Here is a 19,378-nt window from a genome sequence, read left to right as displayed (position 1 = left end):
TATGGTTTTTCATGCAGTACAATCCAACTTTTCGGGTGGGGAAGTAAGCCCTCATCTTTATCCTCGAGTAGATGTGCCTTCTTATACTTCTTGGCTGAAAACAGCCTGCAATTTCTTTGTTCACCCACAGGGGGGTGCCTCTAACCGTTGCGGTACGGCCTACATCAATCAGGCTAAATATTCTGATAAAAACTGCCGTTTGATTCCTTTTGTGCTCTCTGAAGAAGAAGCCTATGTCTTGGAGTTGGGAGAGCAATACATTCGTGTCCATGCTCCGGCCGGCACTTTGCTAAAAGAGGGGCTGATTTATGAAATACCTTCTCCGTATTTAGCAAAGGACTTGGACTTGATTCATTATGTACAGTATGACCAAACTCTTTTTTTGGTCCATAGCGAATATTTTCCTAAAAAATTGATACGAACGGAGGATGGTTTTTTTACTTTACAAGATTTGCAGATAAAAGACGGCCCTTTTATGTTGGCTAATACAGACGAAAGTAAAAAAGCACGTTTGTGGAGCAAAAGCGAAACGGTAGTTTCGGAAGGGGTAAAGGCCTCTTTGTCTTTTTTGCCTATTATTTATCCAAATTGTTTTATTCAGGCTTATTGGCGGGGAGAACGTTTTTATGACCCCAGCGGATTTGGTTTTAACATTAATGAAGTGGTGCAAGCCTTCAATCTCAGATGTAGCAGTAGTGGTTGTATAGCATTTAATCAGGGCGGGGTATTGCGCATTGAATCACCTCAGCAGACGGGGGGAAGTCATAATGGAGCCCAGCTGGTCATTGAATATAGAGAAGCACTTTTGTCTGCACCCAAATTGATCGTGACGCAAACCATGAGCGGTGGCTCGAATGCCGGAGAAGTGATAAGCAGCGGAGAAGAAAAACTTTATCTTCAGACAGATTTTGATTTTTTCAGACCGGGACAGGTAGGGGGACTTTTTGCCTTAAATCACCGTATAGAGAGTTTTTACGAGACGGGAACATTAGGCTACAACGGCGTATCTGCGATTATTAAAACAGGGGGGGATTGGCGCTTACGGACCACCGGAAATTGGTTTGGAGAAGTAGTGTTGGAATCTTCTGAAGATGGGCAAACGTGGAACAAAGTGAAGCACTTTACCAAAGCCCAAGATGAAGATAATATAAGTACTTTGGGAAATTTGGAACTGTCGGCCAAGATGCGTTATTTGCGTTTGCGTTGTTTGGGCATTTCCGGCGAAATGGGTTATATTTTGCAATCGGATGCCTTTATGCAAGAAGGAATTGTAAAGTTGGAAAGTTATGTCAGCCCTCGAGAAATGTTGGTATCGGTGCAGCGTCAACCGGGAGATATGCAACAGTGGACCTCAGATTGGGCAGAGGGATCTTTCCATTCGGAGGCAGGGTTTCCTAGTTGTGTATTTTTTTATCAGGACCGTTTAGGCTTTGCCGGTAGTAAAAAAGAACCGCAAACAATTTGGTTTTCTAAAACGGGGGAGTATGAAAATTTTGGGTATTTGCGCACTTTAGAAGATTCAGATGCTATTAGTTTGCATCTTTCCAGCAAAAAACTCAATGCCATTCATTCTGTGGCTGTTGGAAGCAAATTACTCATTTTTACGGCAGGAAGTGAGTGGAGTTTGGGTTGTAATGGGGCCTTAACTCCGTATAATATTGAAATTGCTCAAGAGGGAGAACGCGGTGCCAGCAAAGTGGCACCGTTGGTGGTGGGCAATCGCACTTTGTATGTACAATCGCGCGGGGGCGTATTACGAGATTTTTTCTACGATTATAGCAGCGACTGTTATACAGGTAGAGATTTAACCTTACGTGCCAAACATCTGTTTTTTAACAAGGAGATAAAGGCCCTCTCTTATCAGCAAGAGCCCGATAACTTAATTTGGTGTGTACTAAATGACGGAAGTTTGCTCTCGTTAACCTATTTGGCAGAGGAGGAAATGTGGGCCTGGAGCAAACACCAAACACAAGGGAAATTTCTTAGTGTGTGCTGTATCCCTTCGCGCGGATATGACGAAACTTGGTTTTTAACACAAAGAAATGGAGTTTGTTTCATAGAACGCATGTTGGCCCGTATGCCCAGCAAAGCAGTGGAAGATCAGATTTTTTTAGATTGCAGTGTATCGCAAAAAAGCAATCAGCCTTTTAGCCAAATGAGCGGATTAGAGCATTTAGAAGGGCAAAAAGTGGTGGTTTTGGCAGACGGAAATCCACTGATGGATGTGCAAGTAAAAGACGGAAAAATATCCTTTCAGCAGCCTGTTTGTACGGCACATGTGGGGCTTTCTTATCAGGCGCAGTTAGAGACACTGCCTGTTTCTTTTGAAACATCAGAAGGCAGTATGCAAGACAGAAGACGCCGTCTAGTTAAAATAACGCTTAAAATGTTGGATAGCCGCGGTGGGGAAGCAGGAGCATCAGGGGGAAAATTGGACCCATTGTATCCGTTGCCTTCAGAGGTATATGGACAAGCAGCCCCATTGCAGACGCGCGAGTTTTGCAAAGTGTTATCTTCTGCTCATTCGGTCTTTCCGGCAGTGACGTTTGTCCAAAAAGACCCATTTCCCGTCACTGTTTTGGCGGTGGTGGCGCAAATATGTTAAAAAAACGCCCGATGTTTATCGGGCGTTTGAGAAGTTTTTATTTGGTGATAACAAAACTGCTGACAGTATCTAAAACCTTTTCATTTCCTAAGTTGCCAACCCCTACTAAGAAATAAGTGTTATAACCTTTGGTGGCCATTACTAAAGAAAATGTCAGCGGAGGGGTTTGATCCAATGGGTAAATATCTGCGGTGAGTATTTCTCCTATAGTATTGGATCCTACATCAATAGGTTGTGCCTGTTTTATTTCAATTTTACCTTCGGATGAATCGTAAGAAGAAAGAGCTTGTGTTATATCTTCCATGATTTTATGCACATTTTGAGGGTCATCGTCTGTTTCGTGGCCCAAAAGGTAAAATGAGAAGGGCTGATTTTTCTTTTCTTTGTTTACGAAAATATTAGTATCCAAGCCTACCAAAAAGTTCCAATCCTCTACTTTAATCCAATTACTCATGGTAGTCCCATCATGTAAAGTAAGGGCAAAACCTACGGGATTAGTATAAAGGCGACTTCCTATTTGCAAACTCTTTTGCGTTTTGGCAGTTTGTATGATAGGGTCAAAAGGTTTTACGTATTTTTGATATACAGAATAGCTAAAGAATGCCGCCGTTAACATCAGGATAGTGGATAATACGGCGGAAAGAATCAGCGGCCAAAAGTTTCGTTTGTTTTTGCATAAAATCCAAATGAGCTTAAAAATAAGGAACAAAAGGCCGAAAGAAACTGCTCCTAACAACAGGATAGCAAGAATGATGAATGCAAGCATTATATCCTCCTTAGATAAAAAACTACTCTCTTATCATGATATTAGTTTGCGGTTGCTTTGTAAAGAAGATTTAGCGCAGTTGGCTTTATCTTTACGCAGACAAGATCGCTCAGAAATCTGGGCGGCCTATCGTCTGCCGGTAGAAGATGTGTTGGAGAAATGTTATCAAAAGTCCAGCATTGCTTTGGCTTTGTTTTATCGTGGGAAGATTTGCGGCGCAGCTGGAGTAGAGGCAGACAGTTTGTTGGGCGCGAGAGGATGTGTGTGGTCTTGGACGGGAAAAGGAGTGGAGCAAAGCCCCAAGAAATTTTGGCAAGTGTCCAAAGAGGTTTTACGCTACTTTTTAAGTATTTATCCGCAATTATATGCCTTGTGCGATGTTCGCTATCGGCAGGCGCAACGGTATTTGTTGCGTTTAGGTGCATGTAAACAAGAAGGAAAAATACATTTAGCCGGAAAAGAAACCGTTTTTGAGTTGTATCAATTTCAAAGACCTTGTTAGGTCTACAAATCAGCAAGGAGGCATTATGGGAGGAGCTTTAGGAAATGTTTTATTTACGGGGGGGAGTGTTCTATCTACGGCGGCGGCACTATTGACAGATCATGATCAGGAAAAAGATTATTACCGCTCTTTGGCTAAAATGGCTGATGAACAAGCCAAGCAAGCGCAAGAAAATGCCAAAAAAAATACGGAATATATTTTTCAAGATGCAGGATATCAAAATAGGGAACTTGGCAAGGATTATGCCCATTTATTGGGCCAGCAGAAGACTTCTTTGGCTGCCAGCGGTTTATCTGCCGGTTCGGCTACAGTACAGAAAATCTTGAAAAATAGCCGTCTTAATGCGCTTTTGGATCAAGAAATGTTGGCTGAGAATATGAGCCGATCTATCCGGCAAACAAATACACAAGCCACGTTGGAGGCCATGCAAGCACGTACAGAAGCGGAGCAATATCGAAAAGCAGCTAAAAGAGCAAACTCTAAATGGTGGGGCAAAATAAACAATGTGTTGAGCAGTTGGTTTAGCCAATAATGAGGAAAATATGAAAATACCGGTTTATAAAAATAAAGTAGTATATCAAGGCAGTTTTGCCCGTTCGGTGCCTTTGGCCAGACCTTTAAAAGAGGCTTCCGGTCATCAGCATTGGTTTGATTTGCATAAAGTGGGACAACAGTGGAAAGCCGTTGCTCAAACATATCAGCAGGCAACAAATCTGCTGGAAAAAAATAAATATTCCAAACAGAGCAAAACAGAAAAGACGGAAAAAAACGCCATCTCGGAAAATCCGGCGAAACAAAGAGTTTTTTCTTCTGATCAGAGAAAAGAATTGTTTGATTTCTATCAAAAGAATCTATTTTCTGCAGAAAATGAAAAAGATTCTTCTTCGGTAGAAAAATTAGATCAATACGCAGAATCTCATTCTTCCGGAATGGAAACGGATTTCTTGGCTTCTCAAGATTATGTGGTCATGCGCCGTCATGCGCTAGAGCAAGAACAAAAGAAATATGCGCAGGCTCATCAAATGCGTTTAGTACAAGGACGTCAAATTTTCTTGCAGGTGGCCAGTGCCGTTAGGGGGGTGGCCGCTTTGGAAGAATATATTCAAAACAATTTATCCGCAGCTTCACAAGAAAACGGGAGTGAAAGTATGTCGGAAATCGCATGGAAAGAAACACAACAAACCTTGCGACAAGAGGCCGTTTTGAAAAATATCCACACATCTTTACAAGAAGGTCTTGTTTCGCAAGCGGAGGAAGTGTTTCATCATTTTTTAAATGAAATTCCTGAAGAAAAAGCAGCGGTTTTATCATCTAAAATCTCTTATAAAAAAGCAGAGTTGCAGGTGGCTTCTTTGCCGAAAAGTATATATCAGCAGATGGAAAAAGAGCAAGATTTTTCTGCCAAGAGAATGGAGTCTTTTATCCAAGATATCAAGCCTGAAACAGAGGATAAAGATATTTTTTGGCAGGTTTTTTCGGCTCATGTGGCAGAGCGGAAAAGGGCCTATTTTGCCGATAGAGCCAACCTGTATAAAAAATTATTTTCCCAAAGAAATTCATCCATGATAATAGACTTTGAGGTGGATAAGTTAGGGAAGGAAAGTTTTGATAAATTGCAAAAAGCCTCTTTGCGTATGGCAGAGGAGGGCTCTTTTAGCAATCCGGTCGTTTTTAACAGTTTGTATGAAAAAGTGCTGGAGGGAAAGGCAGAAGAAAAAGAAATAGAACGTTCTTTTGAAAAAAAACAACTGACCGCTAAAGAATATTTTTTGCTTCAGCATAAATTTTGTCAAAAACAGGCAGGTGAAAGTGTATCCGACGAAGTGTTTTTAAAACAAGCGGTGGAACAGTTGGTACAAGAACAAGCAAAGGAGGACTCGCAAAGGCAGGCTCTTAAATACAGTATTTATACTTCAGGGATAAATTGCGAAGATGCTTTAGCAACAGCGCAACGCGCCCGCCAAATTTTGCGCCTGCAAGAGGTAGAAAAATGACAATCAGAACAACGCAAACATATGTAATCTATCAAGGAAACGGAGAAACCGTACGGTGGGATATTCCTTTTCCGTTTTTAAATAAAGAAGATATAAAAATTTATTTGCTCGATGAAAAAGGAGAAAAAAATCTTCTGACGGGAGATTTTGAAATTGATGAGGAAAATAAAATTTTCTATTATCCGCAGCCGGATAGCGATGCTCTGCCCCTTCCGTCAAAAAAAAGATTATTGTTGGAGCGAGAAACACCCCTGTGCCAAGAGACAGAATTTTTGGCCCAACAAAGTTTTGACCCTTCTATTTTAGAAGCAGGCTACGATAAAGCCATGCTGATTGCACAGGAATTAGCGGCACAGTTGTCGCGTGCAGTAAAATTTCCTATAAACGCAGAAAGTACTTCTACCGATGCGATGGAATATTTGCAGGAATTGGCCCGCGCCAAAGAAGATGCGCAAAACATCACTGTCTCAGTCCAACAGAGTTTATCTACCGCCACCTCAGCGGCACAAACGGCGCTACAAGCAAGTGCGGCGGCAGAACAGGCCGTAGGTAATTTGCAGCAATATGCACAACAGGCTGCTGATGCGCGTGATGAGGCGGTGGCATCTTCTCAAGCGGTCGGCCAAGCCCAAGAGAATATTTTAAACGCGCAAATAAGCGTTCAAGAAGCCGCTTATCAGGCATTATCTGCTTCGCAAACAGCGCAAAATGCGGCTATTTCTGCCGAATCTTTTGCACAAGATTTACAAGCCAGCCAAGAATCTGCCGCCCAAAGTGCAAACCAAGCTAAACAAAGCGCAGAATCGGTGGCAGAAAGTGCGTCAAAATTAGATTTATTAACAGAATCTATTCAACATAAAGCCAATGCCGACTTCAGCAACATTCCTCCTGCTTATAACTATGTAGTGGAAAGTTATTCTGATGAAGATGGAAATTGGTATAGAGTTTGGAAAAGCGGTTGGTTGGAACAAGGCGGGATTGTACCTACAGGCTCAAATACCTACGTCTCTGTTTCTTTTTTAAAACCTTTTGCTGACACTAATTATTATGTATCTGTCCCTTCTTTGCAGGATAATTCTACTGTACAAAGTGTGTGGGGCGCGATTACAGCAAAGTCAGAAAGTAATACATACTTTAAAACTCTTTCATTGGCATACGTAAGAAAATATTATGCCTGTGGACAAGGAGCATAAAAATGTTTGAAATCGGACAAATTTTAACGAAAGAAAACTATACGAAAGCCGCTATTTGGTGCAACCAAAACAATGCGCACATTAAAAAACAAGGAGCGCAGTATGTCATCGTGGCTAATCCTGCTCCTAAAGAGCCGACATTAGAAGAACAGGTGGCTAAACTTGAGCAAGACTATGGCATGAGCCGTTGGCAACGCGAAGGTATTTTGGCAGAAGGCTCTTTGTATTCCGACTACACCAAAGCCAAAGCCCAAGAGATTGAGGACTTGGCTGCCGAGTTGCGTGAGGGGGAAAAATGAGTGAAAAAATACAAGGCTGGGTATATGTATTAAGCATATTGGGGGCGGTGTTGTTTTGGTTTTTTACGATGTATGGCTTGCCACCGCGTGTAGATAAATTGGAGGCACGTGTACAACAACACGAAGACCAATTGGCTCGTCAAGACGTCAAAATGGACATCGTGATAGATGATGTTAAAACTATCAAATCTATTTTAATGCAATTCAGACGCAGTAATTAGGAGAAAAATATGGAATGGATACAGAATAATGCAAAAGATCTTTTGGCCATATTGGGGGTGGTAGTGACACTGAGTACGATGATAGTAAAGTTAACCCCTACGTCTAAAGATGATCGTGTTTTACAAAAAGTAATCAAAGTTCTTTCGGCTTTGTCTTTGTGTAATCCGGATGGGTCTTTTAGCAAATGATAACGGAAATCATTTTTGTTTTAGTGGTCTTGGTAGCCGGTGTTTTTGGTTTTTGGACCGGAAAAACCTTTGCTGATAAAAAATCACTTCAACAACGAGAGCGAGAAAATGAACAAATTCAACAAATATTACGCGCTAATGCTCATCTTTCTTATGATGAGTGTATGCAGCGCTTGTGCGGGAAATATCAAAAATAATGCACCTGTTTGTCGGGTACGTTTTGATTATCAAGATGAAGCAATCGGACAGTTAAATATTCAAAATCTTCGCGCTTTGCTGAGTTTTCAGCAAATCTGTCCATAAAAAAAGCCGCCTAAAAAGGCGGCTTTTTAAAAACAACTTTTACCATTTTCCGTCAGAGTCATGTCCGCCGGTGATGGCTTTGCACATCTTCAAAATTTCACCGCTGGCGGCTGTTCCGCAGGCGCTGGCAGAGGACGGAGCCGTACTTCCACAACAACGAACAGCCTCTCCGCTGGTATCGACGGCTGTATATAATTTGTAGGCATTACCGCCGGTAGCTCTTTCCGCCGTAATCAAGAAATCCCCGCTGTCTAAAGATTGCATGGTGATGCTAAAGTTTTTGGTTTGGGCACCGGCATCAGCCGATTCATCGGGAACCTCGAGGTCTAAATCGTCAAAAGAAGTAGGCCATGCGTTGGTTTGTAAACGAAACCGCTCCGCCGCATGACGAATATTGCCCAACAGGGTCACTGCTTCAGTAGCGCGGGCTTTTTCTACGGAAGTAGTGTATTGAGGCAATGCCACCGCCGATAAAATGCCGATAATGAGTACCACTACCAACAATTCAATTAAAGTAAAACCTTTCTTCATAAATGTCTCCTTAAATCCAAATGGGTACTATTGCTAGTCCGTACACATAGTATAGCAAATCAGACTCTAAAAACAAGTAAATTTTTTAAATCTTAATGAAAATTGCTACCATGTATGTATGTCAGCCAAACGTACCTCCAAAAATCTTAAGAAAATTGCGAATCAATCCGCTCAAAGAGGGGCAGGTTGGGTGCCTTTCAGAGGCCAAGAATCTCCGCATACAGTTTGCCAAACCAAGCAAAAGACGGGCAGATTTGTGTCTTTTGTAGATAAGGCTTTGTCTTGGGGAGTGGGTTTTTTGTGTTTATTGGTATCTATTTCTTTTTATACGGGTACATATGATACCGCTTTTGTTAAGATTACCCTGTTTCAAACAGGAGGATTAGTGCTCAGCGCTCTATGGCTGAGTTTGCTGGCGGTACAAAAACGGTGGCCCTTTACGCGTAAAAATGCAGTATGGTTTTTGCCTTTCCTTTTGTATTTCGGTTGGAATTTTTTGGGCTATGCTTTTAACCCTTATAAACTCGTCGGGTTTGATGAATTTTTCCGATATGTGTTATATTTTTTCCTATCTATTATTATTTTAGATCGTTTTAATGAAAATTCCGCCAAAGTGTTAACGAAATGTATCATCTGGGCGGCATGGATATCCTGTCTGTATGGTATAGTGCAAGTGCTGGACCGCTGGATAGTGGGGGTGGATATTATGCCTTGGAGAGGGTTTTTCGGTACGCGGATTTTTTCTACCCATGCTAATCCTAACTTCTTTGCTGATTTTGTGGTTTTTTCTTCTTGTATCGTCACAGCAGAGTATCTTAGAACGAAACAAAAAAGCCTTTTAGCTCTTTTGGCCGTTGCCTCCATTGATTTGTTTTTCAGTGAAAGTAAAGGTGCCTGGATAGGGTGTGCCGCGTCTGTGACGTTTTTTTCCGCTCTTTACACCTATGGCATAACAGGGGTTAAAAAACATCTGCGCAAAGCGCATATAGCCGCTGCACTGCTTTTATTGGGTGCGGTGATTTTAACGGGTGTATATGCGGCAAAGCGTTTTCAATCTGTCAGTTTCCGCGCTTATACATGGGCGTCTACATTTTCTATGGTACAGCAAAGCCCTATCATGGGTACGGGAGTAGGCAGTTTTAAAGCGATTTATCCGGCCTATCGCAAACCGCAAATTTTTTATATTGAAAAAGCCCATAATAATGAAACGCAACATGCTGAAAATGAATTTTTAGAACAATGGGCCACTGCCGGTACAGTGGGGTTGGTGCTATTTTTAGGGCTTTTGTTTTTTGTGATTTATGTCGGTTCGTGTGGCATTAAAAGTATGGCACAAGAGGCACGCAAAAGCGGTCACAAACTTGCTGCTCAAACTTGGTGGTTGCTGGGATATACAAGTGCATTTTTTGGTATTTTGGTTCATAGTTTTTTTGATATCAGTATCCGGTTTGTATCTACGGGGCTTTTCTTTGCTGTTTTTGCCGCGCTTATTGTGCGCTTGGTGATGCCGGCGCAGCAAGAATCGGATCGTTTGCCTGCTTCATCAAGTGGGCTGTGGTTGGGGATTAGTCGGTTTGTGTTGGTGGCGGGGGTGTGTTATGTGGGGTATTATGTGATTTATATGTTTGGGCAAACCGCTGCCAATATAGCAGCCAAAGGACTAGGCGAATGGCTATTGAAATGTTGCGCTTGGACGGTGCTTATAGGGGTTGTTGTGGCTGTGGGTTGGCTTTATATCAAGGTTTCTTGGATAGCCCGTTGGGTACGGGTACCTGTGATACTATTGATGAGTTTGTTGCCCGTTTATGTTGTGTTCGGTTTCTTTTTGTCAGACCATTATTATGGTATTGCGGCGGCTTTTTCTGGTAAAGGTTTGTTAGACGGTGCTTTAGATTTTTATAATAAAGCCATTGTTGCCAATCCTTTAGTCCCCAGTTATCGGCAGTATCGGGCGTATATTTTGCGCCAAACGATGGATTTAAGCAAAACTTTTTCTCCTCTCAAAGGTGATAAAAAAGAACCTTCTAACGATTATGACCGCGCTTTAAAGGACTTAAAATATGTAGAAAAACACGTCCCCAATCATGCAATGTTGCATCAGGCTTTTGGGGAGTTTTATTATACCTATGCTGTGTACTTTAGTAAACTTTCACAAACGGCGCGGTTGGGTTTTGAGCAAGCGGACTATCATCAAAAAGCGGTAGAAAATATGGAACAGGCCAAAAAAAGTTTTCAACACTCCTTACTCTTAGACCCCGTTAACGAAGCTACTTATGTATATTTAACCAGCATTGCCTTAATGGAACATCAGCCGGCTCAAGCGCAAGCATGGATAGATGCCTATCGTCGAGGACCTAAAGAAGTGACGGAGCCTGCATTTTTAGACAGTCATAAACGCTCCGGTAAATTGGACCAATTACAGATGCGTTTGTGGCAACCGCCGTTTAATTACTTCCCGGATAAAAAATAGAACTCTCTCTCATTAAAAGAGAGTGGTCCATCCATCCATATTTATGCTGACATTTTGCTGACACGCAAATCATCATCAACCGCGCTTATTGCGTAAGTAGTTTTACGACGAGAAGCAAGCAAAAAAAGTGTTTTTTAGACGAAAAAAAACCCTCCGTCGGAGGGCTTAAAGTTTAGCCAAGAGGGGGGATCGAACCCCCGACCTACCGCTTACGAAGCGGTTGCTCTACCAGCTGAGCTATCTTGGCGTAAAAAAGGAAAAGAACTGTGATAAATATATTTTACAAAAAACAAAATACTTTTGCACTTTTTTCTTTATTTTATAAATAAATCAATAAAAAACCCTCACTTGAAAAGCGAGGGTTTTTTTGAAGGAAATCTTATTATTTTTGCGGTGCTCCGCCGGTCAAGTCTTTAATAGCAGCTACCGCTCCTAAGACATTGCTGGCTTCGTAAGGCATATAAATAACTTTATTATCTTTACCTTCGGTCATTTTGGATAAGGCTTCAATATATTTTAAAGAAACCTGATAATTGGCTGGGTTGGCTCTGTCTCCCACACCTGCTGCCAAAATTTTAATAGATTCGGCTTCAGCACTGGCTACTTTTATCTTGGCTTCGGCAATACCTTCCGCTTCCAAAATAGCGGCCTGTTTCATACCTTCAGCTTTTTTGATTTCGGCTTCGCGAATAGCTTCGGCTTTTAAAATTTGAGAAGTTTTCAACCCTTCCGCTTCCGTGACGGTGGCCCGGCGGTCGCGCTCAGCCTTCATTTGTTTTTCCATTGCTTCGCGAATAGCGGTGGGGGGGATAATGTCTTGCAATTCTACGCGGTTTACTTTTACACCCCATTTGTTGGCGGCATTATCCAAAGTCACTAAAAGTTTGCTATTAATTTTTTCGCGTGCGGTATAAGTTTGGTCCAAATCCAACTCACCAAAAATATTGCGCAAGGTGGTTTGGGTTAATTTTTCAATAGCTACCGGCAAAGATTCCACTTCGTAGGCGGCTTTAACGGGATCGGTGATCTGGAAATACAAAACAGCGCTGATTTCAATGGTAGCATTATCTTTGGTGATAACGCTTTGGCGTGGAAAGTCATACACCGTTTCGCGCATATCGATCACCGTACGTGCTTCTTTGCGCGGAATCATGTGCGTGCGGCCGGCGCCGTCGATATATTCATGGTTTTCGCGCCATTCCATGATGTGGGGTTTATCCATAATGGGGATAATCCAGTTGATGCCCGGTTTTAGAACCCTATGATATTTACCAAATCGCTCGATGATGACTACTTGCGCTTGATCAACGACGCGAATACCTTTTGCAATGAGTACGATTGCAAAAAATACGATCATTACCAGAAATGTGGTATACAAGTCCATATTATTTCTTTTCCTCCTTTTGAATAGGTACTACAAAAAGGGTATTTCCGTCTAGTTTTTCTACGCGCACCTGATCTGAGTCTGAGGCCGGCTGGTTAAAGTATGCTCTCCAAGAGTCTCCATCTATTTGTACCCGTCCGATACCGTCTTCGTCCGGTTGGGAGGTGACACAAGCCACACGACCGATTAAGGCGTCCACATTGGTTTTAATGTGTTTGCTTTTTTGATAAAGATGTTTTAAAGCAATAGGACGAATCCCTACGAACAGGGCCAAAGAAAGAACTACAAAAATGGCCACTTGCCAACCAAATCCCAAACCTAAGAAAGAGACTAATCCTGCTCCAAAAAGCCCTACACCGAAACAAGCAAGGGAAAAATCCATCGTAAACATTTCTCCCACAAAACACAATACCCCCAAACTTAGGTAAAAATGATAAGCCATTACATTCTCCTTAGAAATTAATTTTTAAAATATCCATATAACGGCGTAAATAATCTAGGCGCCGTTCGTCCTTTAATTTATTTAAAGCAAAAATCATATTTCCAAAAAATCTTCGCAGTAAGGTGCGGGAGGATAACGGGGAAAGAAAAGATTCATTCCATTGCAAATTACGAGAATCAATATAACGGTGACAATCAAATTCAGTGAACAAACATCCTTTTTCCACCGGATCTATAAATAGTTTCTCACTGGAGTCATTTAAACGGATAAAAACCATCAGTTTTCCGGCCAAATCCACCACGCCGGCTTCTAGGCCGAAACGTTCAGCACATAATACATATAAACAGGCTAAACACAAGGCAGAGCCGCGTTTTTTTTGTAAAAATCGTCCGAAAGAAATTTCCTTGATATCTTTGATAGTAGGTACAAGGGTTAATTGTTGTTTTTGAATGAAGAAATATTCCATCGCGTGCAATAAGTCAGCCGTATTGGCCGAACGCGCCGCCAACGGCTGCAAACCGCGAGCAACAACATCTAAGTCTTGCGTTATTTCTTCCGATTTAATAGCCGGATTGACAAAGCGGGTTTCTATGGAAAGAGCTTCTTCCAATGAGGGGTTGATTTTGGCCACAAATACTTCTATTTCTTGGGCTAAGTTTTCCCAACAGGCTTGCTCAATATTATGCACTAAATCAGCCGGTACAGAGGAATGGAAATCCTGCTCAATAACATCTCTTAAAGCCTGCGGTTGTTCTTTCATGATGCGGGCCAACTCCGTACGCAAAAACACCGCCTGCTCGCCGCTTTCTTTGCCAAGCAGTTCAATCAAGGCCTTGATTTGATGTTTTTGAGTGATAGCCATGAATATTTTATAGCAAATTTACTGCTGATATGTGTAAGAAAATTTACGTTTCGTAAAAAAAAATCCTCCGGTTTTCCGGAGGATTTGTAAGTTAAGATTGGCTTATTGCAAATCTTTTTCATTGGCCGTAATCAAAAGTTCTACGCGGCGGTTTTTGGCGCGGCCTTCAGCAGTAGAATTGTCTGCTACGGGGCTGGTTTTGCCATAACCTACGTATTGAATGCTTTTAGTTTGCAAATCATTGGCCAATAAATAGTCGTACACGGCTTTGGCACGTTGTACGGACAAAGCGTTATTCAATTCGTCAGAACCGGTAGAGTCGGTGTGACCGGCTACTACGATATTGTTTTTCGGGTATTTTTTAAGTACGCGCAACAAATCGTTCAAAGTGGTGACGGATTCAGCAGACAAAGCGGCATTGCTGCTTTCGAATAAAATTTCGTTTTTCAAAGTGATTACCAAGCGAATGGTTTTTCCGTTGGCATCTTTTACTTTAGTCACGTCAGCGATAGCGGCTAATTCTTTGGCTTGAGCATCATAATAGTTGCCCAACAAACCACCGGCTGTTGCACCAGCCAAAGCACCGTAAATGGCGCCTTGATGGCTTTGACCGCCGGTATTATTGGCGATAATAGCCCCAGCCAAAGCACCTACGGCAGCACCGCCACCGGCACCCCAAGCAGTACGTTTGCCCGGAGTAGTACAAGCAGCACACAACAAACATACGGCACTGCCTAACAGAATCAGTTTTTTCATGTTTCGGGTCTCCTTTTGACTTCCATAGAGGAAGTGTTTAAAATAGTGGATATATTGTATCTTTTTTCGTGCCATCTGAAAAGCAATTATGTAAAACCTAAAAGGGAGTTGCTTTTTTGCTCAGGAAATAGAGTTGAATTTGGTATAATCTGTATATGAGAAAATGTGCCTTTATTTTATCTGTTTTTGTTTTATTTGCTGCGGGCATAGCACGTGCAGAAAATACGGTGTTGCCCTCTTTGACTGATAAAGCGGTGCCTGCAGTGGGGCATGCTAGTATTACCCTGAGCGAAGGTGCAGCAGAAAATATACAAGCCGTTAAAGAAGGGGAAGGTTTTGTGTCCGGTACGGTGACCAAAAGTTCTTTAGTGACCCGTATGGACTTTCAGTTGAACGATAAAATTTTGCACACGTCTGTTCAGGATTATACTCAACCGGCAGAACTGAAAGAAGTGGCTGAAAAATGTTTGACCGCCGATCCGGATGAATGTTTCTTTTATTATAAATCATATGAAAATTCTGCTGACAAATCCGTCTCCGCACGTGCTAATTTGGAATTATCTATTTTATCCTTGCAGCGCGGGCAAGTAAAGCAAGCCTTATCTTATATTAATCAAGCGGCCGTCTTAGAACCGGAAGATCCTTTTATTGAATTAACGCGCGGGTGGACATTGTTTTCTGCCGGAAAGTACAAAAAAGCACGCAAATCCTTTGCCGATATGCTGTTTTTAACGGCAGATTTTGAGTATGCTTCTTCTGCCAAATTAGGCACAGCCCTATCTTATTACTTTGAAGGAAATATCACCAAGACGGCCGAAGATTTGCAATATATCTATACCTCTGACCCGTATAAGATTTCTTTTGCTTCATATATGATGGGCCGCTTGGCCGCACAGAAAAAATCTTCACGTTATCAGGCCCCCGTTTTTTTACAACAATCTTTGAGCCATGATGGGCATAACTACCCGGCTATGCAAATGTTGGCGCAATTAGCGGCGAAAAATAAACAAAATAAACTTGCTGCTTTTCAATCTTATGCCACTTTGTACAGTTTAGATCCGGCCGATAAAAAAGCCAAAAAGCAGGTGTCTCGCTTTGCTAAAGATTTATCGGGTAATTTGTCCGATTATTTGTTTTTCTTGCGTTTAGACCGTCCCATTGTGCAGGATTTACCTTCCGTTCCTTCACCTCTTATCAAAATGGCTTTGTATGCCAACCGTTGGCAAGAGCCTGTTGCTTTGCAAAAAGTAAATGTGATTCCTTCCGGCATCATGACCATCAGCAGCCAACATTTGGGGGAGGTGTTGAAATCTCCTTCTTATGTGACGCGCACCTTGTCTTTTAATCCGGAGACGAAAGCCGTAGATTTTAAAGATAGGTATGGGCATGTGGAGTTTTCCTCCAGAAAACCGTTTACGATTGCTACGGAAAAAGAGGTGAAGACTTTGGTAGTAAAAGAGGCTGAAGCAAAGGATTTGTTTGCTGCTGATTTTAGCGATAAAGAATTAAAAGGCTCGTTGACAGTTATTCCGCAAGAGGAAGGCATGTTGCTTATCAATCATGTGTATATAGAGGATTTGATTCCGGCTTTGCTGGCCACTCAGGCCCAAGCCGTTCAACATCCGCAAGCATTGGCGGCATTGGCGGTGGTATTTCGCGCCGCATTAAAAGAAGCTGCTGAAAAAAATGCAACGCAAGTTTATCATATTACCGATAATGACGTTTATTTTAAGTTTAAGGGAATTAATCTGACGGTGCTGGCCATGTTGGAGGCAGTCAAAGCCTCTCGTGGTTTAGAACTGTCCGGTACGGATTTGGGCTACTACGGAGCTTGTGGCAGCGTAAGTTATGACCAAGTGGCCAATACCCAAAACCGCCCGAACTATACCTATTCCCCAGCCAATTTGTCCAAATATATCCTTTCCAGCCCTCCGGCGGATTTATACGCTCGTCCTGATGATGAGACCCAATGGGCGGATGTGAAGTGGATTTATTTGTATGACGGAAAAGATATACAAGCGCGCTTGAATGCGCGTGGGAAATTCGGCACGTTGCGTGCCATGACGCCAACAAAACTTTCTCCCAACGGGCGCGTGTTAGCCATGCGCTTTACGGGCAGTAAAGGTACTTATGAAGCCCAAACTCCGCAAGAAGTGAGTTATATATTGAGTGCGGGGACGATGCGCTCTACCTTTTTTGATTTTGTACCCATGTATAAAGGCAAAAACGTAGTGCGCGTATTGGTGCGCGGTTATGATAGCGGCACCGGGGTAGGTCTGTGTGTAAACGGCGCAGACGGATTGGCGCGCGGAGGCAGCGATTATCAAGGTATTATCAAATATTACTTTCCGAATGCCCGTATATTAGATACCCATACCGGAGAAGTACACTAATGGAAAAAACAAGAATTCTGTATTTTATTACTGCGCTCGATCAAGGTGGCGCACAAAACAGCGTGCTTACCACAATTAAGCGCTTGGATAGACGTGAGTTTGAAACTCATTTGGCAGCCGGAAAAGGCGGTCGTTTAGACGGTAAAGTAAAGCGGGAATTTAAAAATATACATTTTATCCCTGCTTTGCGCCATGATGTACGCCCCCGCTATTGCTTTCATGATGCCATCGCCATTATTCAAATGGGTCTTTTAATGCGCAAACTGCGTCCGCACATTGTGCATACCAACGCACCGAAGGCCGGTATTTTAGGCCGTATTGCCGCGCGTATATTTTACAGAAAGGCAAAAGTGGTGCATACGTTTCATGGGTTGGGTTTTGCCAAAGAGCATGGTGCCAAGCATTTTAATTTCTTTGTAAAAACGGAAAAATTTTGCTCCTCTATGACAGATGTTTTAGTGTTTGTCTCCAAGAAAAACGCTGCCGAAGCGGCCCAGCTGGGTATTGGTAAAGGAGTCAAGAGTGAAATTATTCGCGCAGGTATTGAGTTTGAACGTAAACTTCCTTCTAATTTTAATCCGGCGTCTAAAAAAGCTTCTTTAAAAATTCCTGCCACTGCGCGTGTGGTGCTGGCCATTGCTAATTTTAAGCCGCTTAAAAATCCGCTTCATTTTGTATTAGCTGCTTATAAGGTGCTGGGCAAGATGAAAAATGTCTATTTCGTATATACCGGTGACGGTGAATTAAAAACCACCGCTACCAACTTAGCCAAACATTTGGGGATAGAAAAGCAGGTCATCTTTCCGGGTTGGCGCGGCGATACAGACGAACTTTTGGCCATTAGTGATGTTTATGCCAGCACTTCTTTGCGTGAAGGGGTGCCTATGTCTTTGCTGGAGGCGCAGGCCCATCAAGTACCGGCCGTTTGCTATGATGTAGACGGCATTAGCGAGGTGGTGACGGATAATCGCACCGGTTTCTTAGTCAAAGTAAAAGATATTTCCGCATTGGCGGAAAAAATCCGCACTTTACTGCGCAATAACGGTTTGCGTGAGCGCTTTAAAAACAATATTGAACGTAGAGATTTTGGTGAATTTACGGTGCCGGTGATGATTCGCCGCCAAGAGCAGCTTTACCGCTCTTTAGCGCCTAAAAAACAGAGCCGTCATAAAAAGTTTTTCCGTCATAAAAAGCATAATTCCCATCGGAAATTTCAGCCTAAGGGGGAGCATAAATAATGGACTACGCTATCAACGAAATAGAGCAGGAAACCTTAAACGCAACGCGTGAGTTTGCTCAGAAAAAACTAAAACCCGTTCGTGCTGAAATGGACGAAAAGGAAGTCTTTTCTCCGGAGATTTTAGAAGAATTTCGCAAAAGCGGAATGTTTGGAGTTTGGTTGCCGGAAAAATACGGCGGTTTGGGAGGGGGAATTACTTGTTTGGCGATGGCATTTGAAGAATTTTCTCGTGTATGTGCCGGCCTTGCCTTAACACCCGGAACGACGGCTTTGGGCGCAATTCCGATGTTTTTGGCCGCTACGCAGGAGCAAAGAGAACGCTGGTGTTATGATTTGGCCAGCGGTAAAAAGTTATGGGCCTTTGCACTTACGGAGCCGGAAGCCGGTTCCGATGCCACTGCTTTGAAAACCACCGCTATTAAAGAGGGTGATTATTATATAGTAAACGGTACCAAACATTTTATTTCCACCGGTAAAGAGGCCGATTTTTATACGGTTGCCGTTAATACCAACCCTTCTCGTGGGGCGAGGGGTATTTCTTTATTGGTGATTGAAAAAGGAACACCCGGTTTTACCTTCGGTAAAAAAGAAGAAAAGATGGGCATCCGTACCAATCCGACCTATGAACTTATTTTTGAAAATGTACGTGTCCCTAAAGAAAACCTGTTGGGTTCTGAAGGGCGTGGACTTTTGTATGTACAGGAAACCTTAGACTATTCCCGTCCGGGAGTGGCAGCCCAAGCGGTAGGTATTGCACAAGGGGCATTGGACGAAACGGTGCCTTATCTGCGCACCCGCAAACAATTCGGGCAGCCGATTATCACTTTTCAAGCCTTAGCCCACAAGGTGGCTGAACTGGCCGCAAAGACCGAAGCCGGCCGGGCGATGGTGTACAATTTGACGCATCGTATGGACGAGGAATTTTTGCCGGCGGTGAAAGCCGCTTTGCAAAACGGTACCACCGTACATGATGAATTGAAAAAAATAAAAGGGGTGCGCTGGACCAAATACAGTGCTATGGCCAAACTCTTTTGTGCCAATACGGCAATGGAAGTAGCTGATGAGTGTGTCACCCTGTGCGGTGGGGTGGCTTATATGCGTGATTTCCCGTTAGAAAAATATATGCGCGATGCTAAAATTACCCAAATTTATGAGGGTACGGTGCATATTCAGAAAAATGAAATTATAGCGGCTTTGATTAAAGAATATGCCGCTAAAGGAGAGTAAT

Annotated in this window: 19 protein-coding genes and 1 tRNA gene; 13 read left to right on the top strand and 7 right to left on the bottom strand. The window is 42.6% G+C overall.

Going from position 1 to position 19,378, the window contains the following annotated elements; all coding sequences use genetic code 11:
- The first annotated feature begins 1 nt into the window (after position 1).
- Complete coding sequence (locus IKL48_01360) at positions 2 to 2,605, top strand: hypothetical protein (protein MBR3603332.1); 2,604 nt, start codon at positions 2 to 4, stop codon at positions 2,603 to 2,605.
- A gap of 37 nt (positions 2,606 to 2,642) precedes the next feature.
- Here IKL48_01360 and IKL48_01355 read toward each other — a convergent pair whose 3' ends face one another.
- Positions 2,643 to 3,371 carry a hypothetical protein gene (locus IKL48_01355; protein ID MBR3603331.1) on the bottom strand — a complete coding sequence of 243 codons (729 nt, stop codon included), beginning with the start codon at positions 3,369 to 3,371 and terminating at the stop codon, positions 2,643 to 2,645.
- Between IKL48_01355 and IKL48_01350 the strand changes: the two genes are divergently transcribed.
- Genes IKL48_01350 through IKL48_01315 form a run of 8 tightly spaced genes read left to right on the top strand, consistent with a single transcriptional unit; the run spans position 3,355 to position 7,966 of the window.
- The gene (locus IKL48_01350) at positions 3,355 to 3,873 is read left to right on the top strand and encodes a hypothetical protein (protein ID MBR3603330.1); all 519 of its coding nucleotides are present in this window, start codon (positions 3,355 to 3,357) and stop codon (positions 3,871 to 3,873) included. The genes IKL48_01355 and IKL48_01350 overlap by 17 nt on opposite strands.
- A gap of 25 nt (positions 3,874 to 3,898) precedes the next feature.
- Complete coding sequence (locus tag IKL48_01345) at positions 3,899 to 4,405, top strand: hypothetical protein (GenBank protein ID MBR3603329.1); 507 nt, start codon at positions 3,899 to 3,901, stop codon at positions 4,403 to 4,405.
- Between the two features lie 10 nt (positions 4,406 to 4,415).
- Entirely contained in the window at positions 4,416 to 5,867 is a 1,452-nt protein-coding gene (locus tag IKL48_01340; GenBank protein ID MBR3603328.1) for a hypothetical protein, read from the top strand.
- Positions 5,864 to 7,060, top strand: coding sequence for a hypothetical protein (locus IKL48_01335; protein ID MBR3603327.1), 1,197 nt, complete (start codon positions 5,864 to 5,866; stop codon positions 7,058 to 7,060). The genes IKL48_01340 and IKL48_01335 overlap by 4 nt, the downstream gene beginning before the upstream one ends.
- Before the next feature lie 2 nt (positions 7,061 to 7,062).
- The gene (locus IKL48_01330; GenBank protein MBR3603326.1) at positions 7,063 to 7,359 is read left to right on the top strand and encodes a hypothetical protein; all 297 of its coding nucleotides are present in this window, start codon (positions 7,063 to 7,065) and stop codon (positions 7,357 to 7,359) included.
- A complete protein-coding gene (locus IKL48_01325; GenBank protein MBR3603325.1) occupies positions 7,356 to 7,580 on the top strand; it encodes a hypothetical protein in 225 nt (74 codons plus the stop codon). The genes IKL48_01330 and IKL48_01325 overlap by 4 nt, the downstream gene beginning before the upstream one ends.
- Positions 7,581 to 7,589: 9 nt before the next feature.
- Complete coding sequence (locus IKL48_01320) at positions 7,590 to 7,769, top strand: hypothetical protein (GenBank protein ID MBR3603324.1); 180 nt, start codon at positions 7,590 to 7,592, stop codon at positions 7,767 to 7,769.
- Complete coding sequence (locus tag IKL48_01315; GenBank protein MBR3603323.1) at positions 7,766 to 7,966, top strand: hypothetical protein; 201 nt, start codon at positions 7,766 to 7,768, stop codon at positions 7,964 to 7,966. Before IKL48_01320 ends, IKL48_01315 begins: the two co-directional genes overlap by 4 nt.
- 145 nt (positions 7,967 to 8,111) lie before the next feature.
- Here the strand turns inward: IKL48_01315 and IKL48_01310 are convergent, their stop codons facing one another.
- Positions 8,112 to 8,603, bottom strand: a complete 492-nt coding sequence (locus IKL48_01310) for a prepilin-type N-terminal cleavage/methylation domain-containing protein (GenBank protein MBR3603322.1) — start codon at positions 8,601 to 8,603, stop codon at positions 8,112 to 8,114.
- Between the two features lie 118 nt (positions 8,604 to 8,721).
- Here IKL48_01310 and IKL48_01305 point away from each other — a divergent pair, with 118 nt between their 5' ends.
- Positions 8,722 to 11,073: an O-antigen ligase family protein gene (locus IKL48_01305; GenBank protein ID MBR3603321.1), complete on the top strand. Its 2,352-nt coding sequence runs from the start codon at positions 8,722 to 8,724 to the stop codon at positions 11,071 to 11,073.
- Positions 11,074 to 11,247: 174 nt separating this feature from the next.
- Here the strand turns inward: IKL48_01305 and IKL48_01300 are convergent.
- From IKL48_01300 to IKL48_01280, 5 genes are all read right to left on the bottom strand, one after another.
- Positions 11,248 to 11,320: transfer RNA gene (locus tag IKL48_01300), tRNA-Thr, on the bottom strand.
- A 135-nt stretch (positions 11,321 to 11,455) separates the two neighbouring features.
- Positions 11,456 to 12,457, bottom strand: a complete 1,002-nt coding sequence (locus IKL48_01295) for an SPFH/Band 7/PHB domain protein (protein ID MBR3603320.1) — start codon at positions 12,455 to 12,457, stop codon at positions 11,456 to 11,458.
- A gap of 1 nt (position 12,458) precedes the next feature.
- Positions 12,459 to 12,899 carry an NfeD family protein gene (locus IKL48_01290; protein ID MBR3603319.1) on the bottom strand — a complete coding sequence of 147 codons (441 nt, stop codon included), beginning with the start codon at positions 12,897 to 12,899 and terminating at the stop codon, positions 12,459 to 12,461.
- Positions 12,900 to 12,909: 10 nt separating this feature from the next.
- Positions 12,910 to 13,761, bottom strand: a complete 852-nt coding sequence (locus IKL48_01285) for a hypothetical protein (GenBank protein MBR3603318.1) — start codon at positions 13,759 to 13,761, stop codon at positions 12,910 to 12,912.
- A 102-nt stretch (positions 13,762 to 13,863) separates the two neighbouring features.
- A complete protein-coding gene (locus IKL48_01280; protein ID MBR3603317.1) occupies positions 13,864 to 14,517 on the bottom strand; it encodes an OmpA family protein in 654 nt (217 codons plus the stop codon).
- Positions 14,518 to 14,672: 155 nt separating this feature from the next.
- On the opposite strand from IKL48_01280, the gene IKL48_01275 reads away from it, so the two are divergent.
- Genes IKL48_01275 through IKL48_01265 form a run of 3 tightly spaced genes read left to right on the top strand, consistent with a single transcriptional unit; the run spans position 14,673 to position 19,377 of the window.
- Positions 14,673 to 16,910, top strand: a complete 2,238-nt coding sequence (locus IKL48_01275; protein MBR3603316.1) for a hypothetical protein — start codon at positions 14,673 to 14,675, stop codon at positions 16,908 to 16,910.
- On the top strand, positions 16,910 to 18,148 hold the full coding sequence (locus IKL48_01270) for a glycosyltransferase family 4 protein (protein ID MBR3603315.1): 1,239 nt from the start codon (positions 16,910 to 16,912) through the stop codon (positions 18,146 to 18,148). Before IKL48_01275 ends, IKL48_01270 begins: the two co-directional genes overlap by 1 nt.
- On the top strand, positions 18,148 to 19,377 hold the full coding sequence (locus tag IKL48_01265) for an acyl-CoA dehydrogenase family protein (GenBank protein MBR3603314.1): 1,230 nt from the start codon (positions 18,148 to 18,150) through the stop codon (positions 19,375 to 19,377). The genes IKL48_01270 and IKL48_01265 overlap by 1 nt, the downstream gene beginning before the upstream one ends.
- Position 19,378: the final 1 nt, after the last annotated feature.

It is taken from the genome of Elusimicrobiaceae bacterium (genome assembly GCA_017520185.1).
Taxonomy (GTDB): Bacteria; Elusimicrobiota; Elusimicrobia; order Elusimicrobiales; family Elusimicrobiaceae; genus Avelusimicrobium.
Note: the sequence above shows the minus strand (reverse complement) of the source record. Positions and strands in the feature narration are given on the sequence as shown.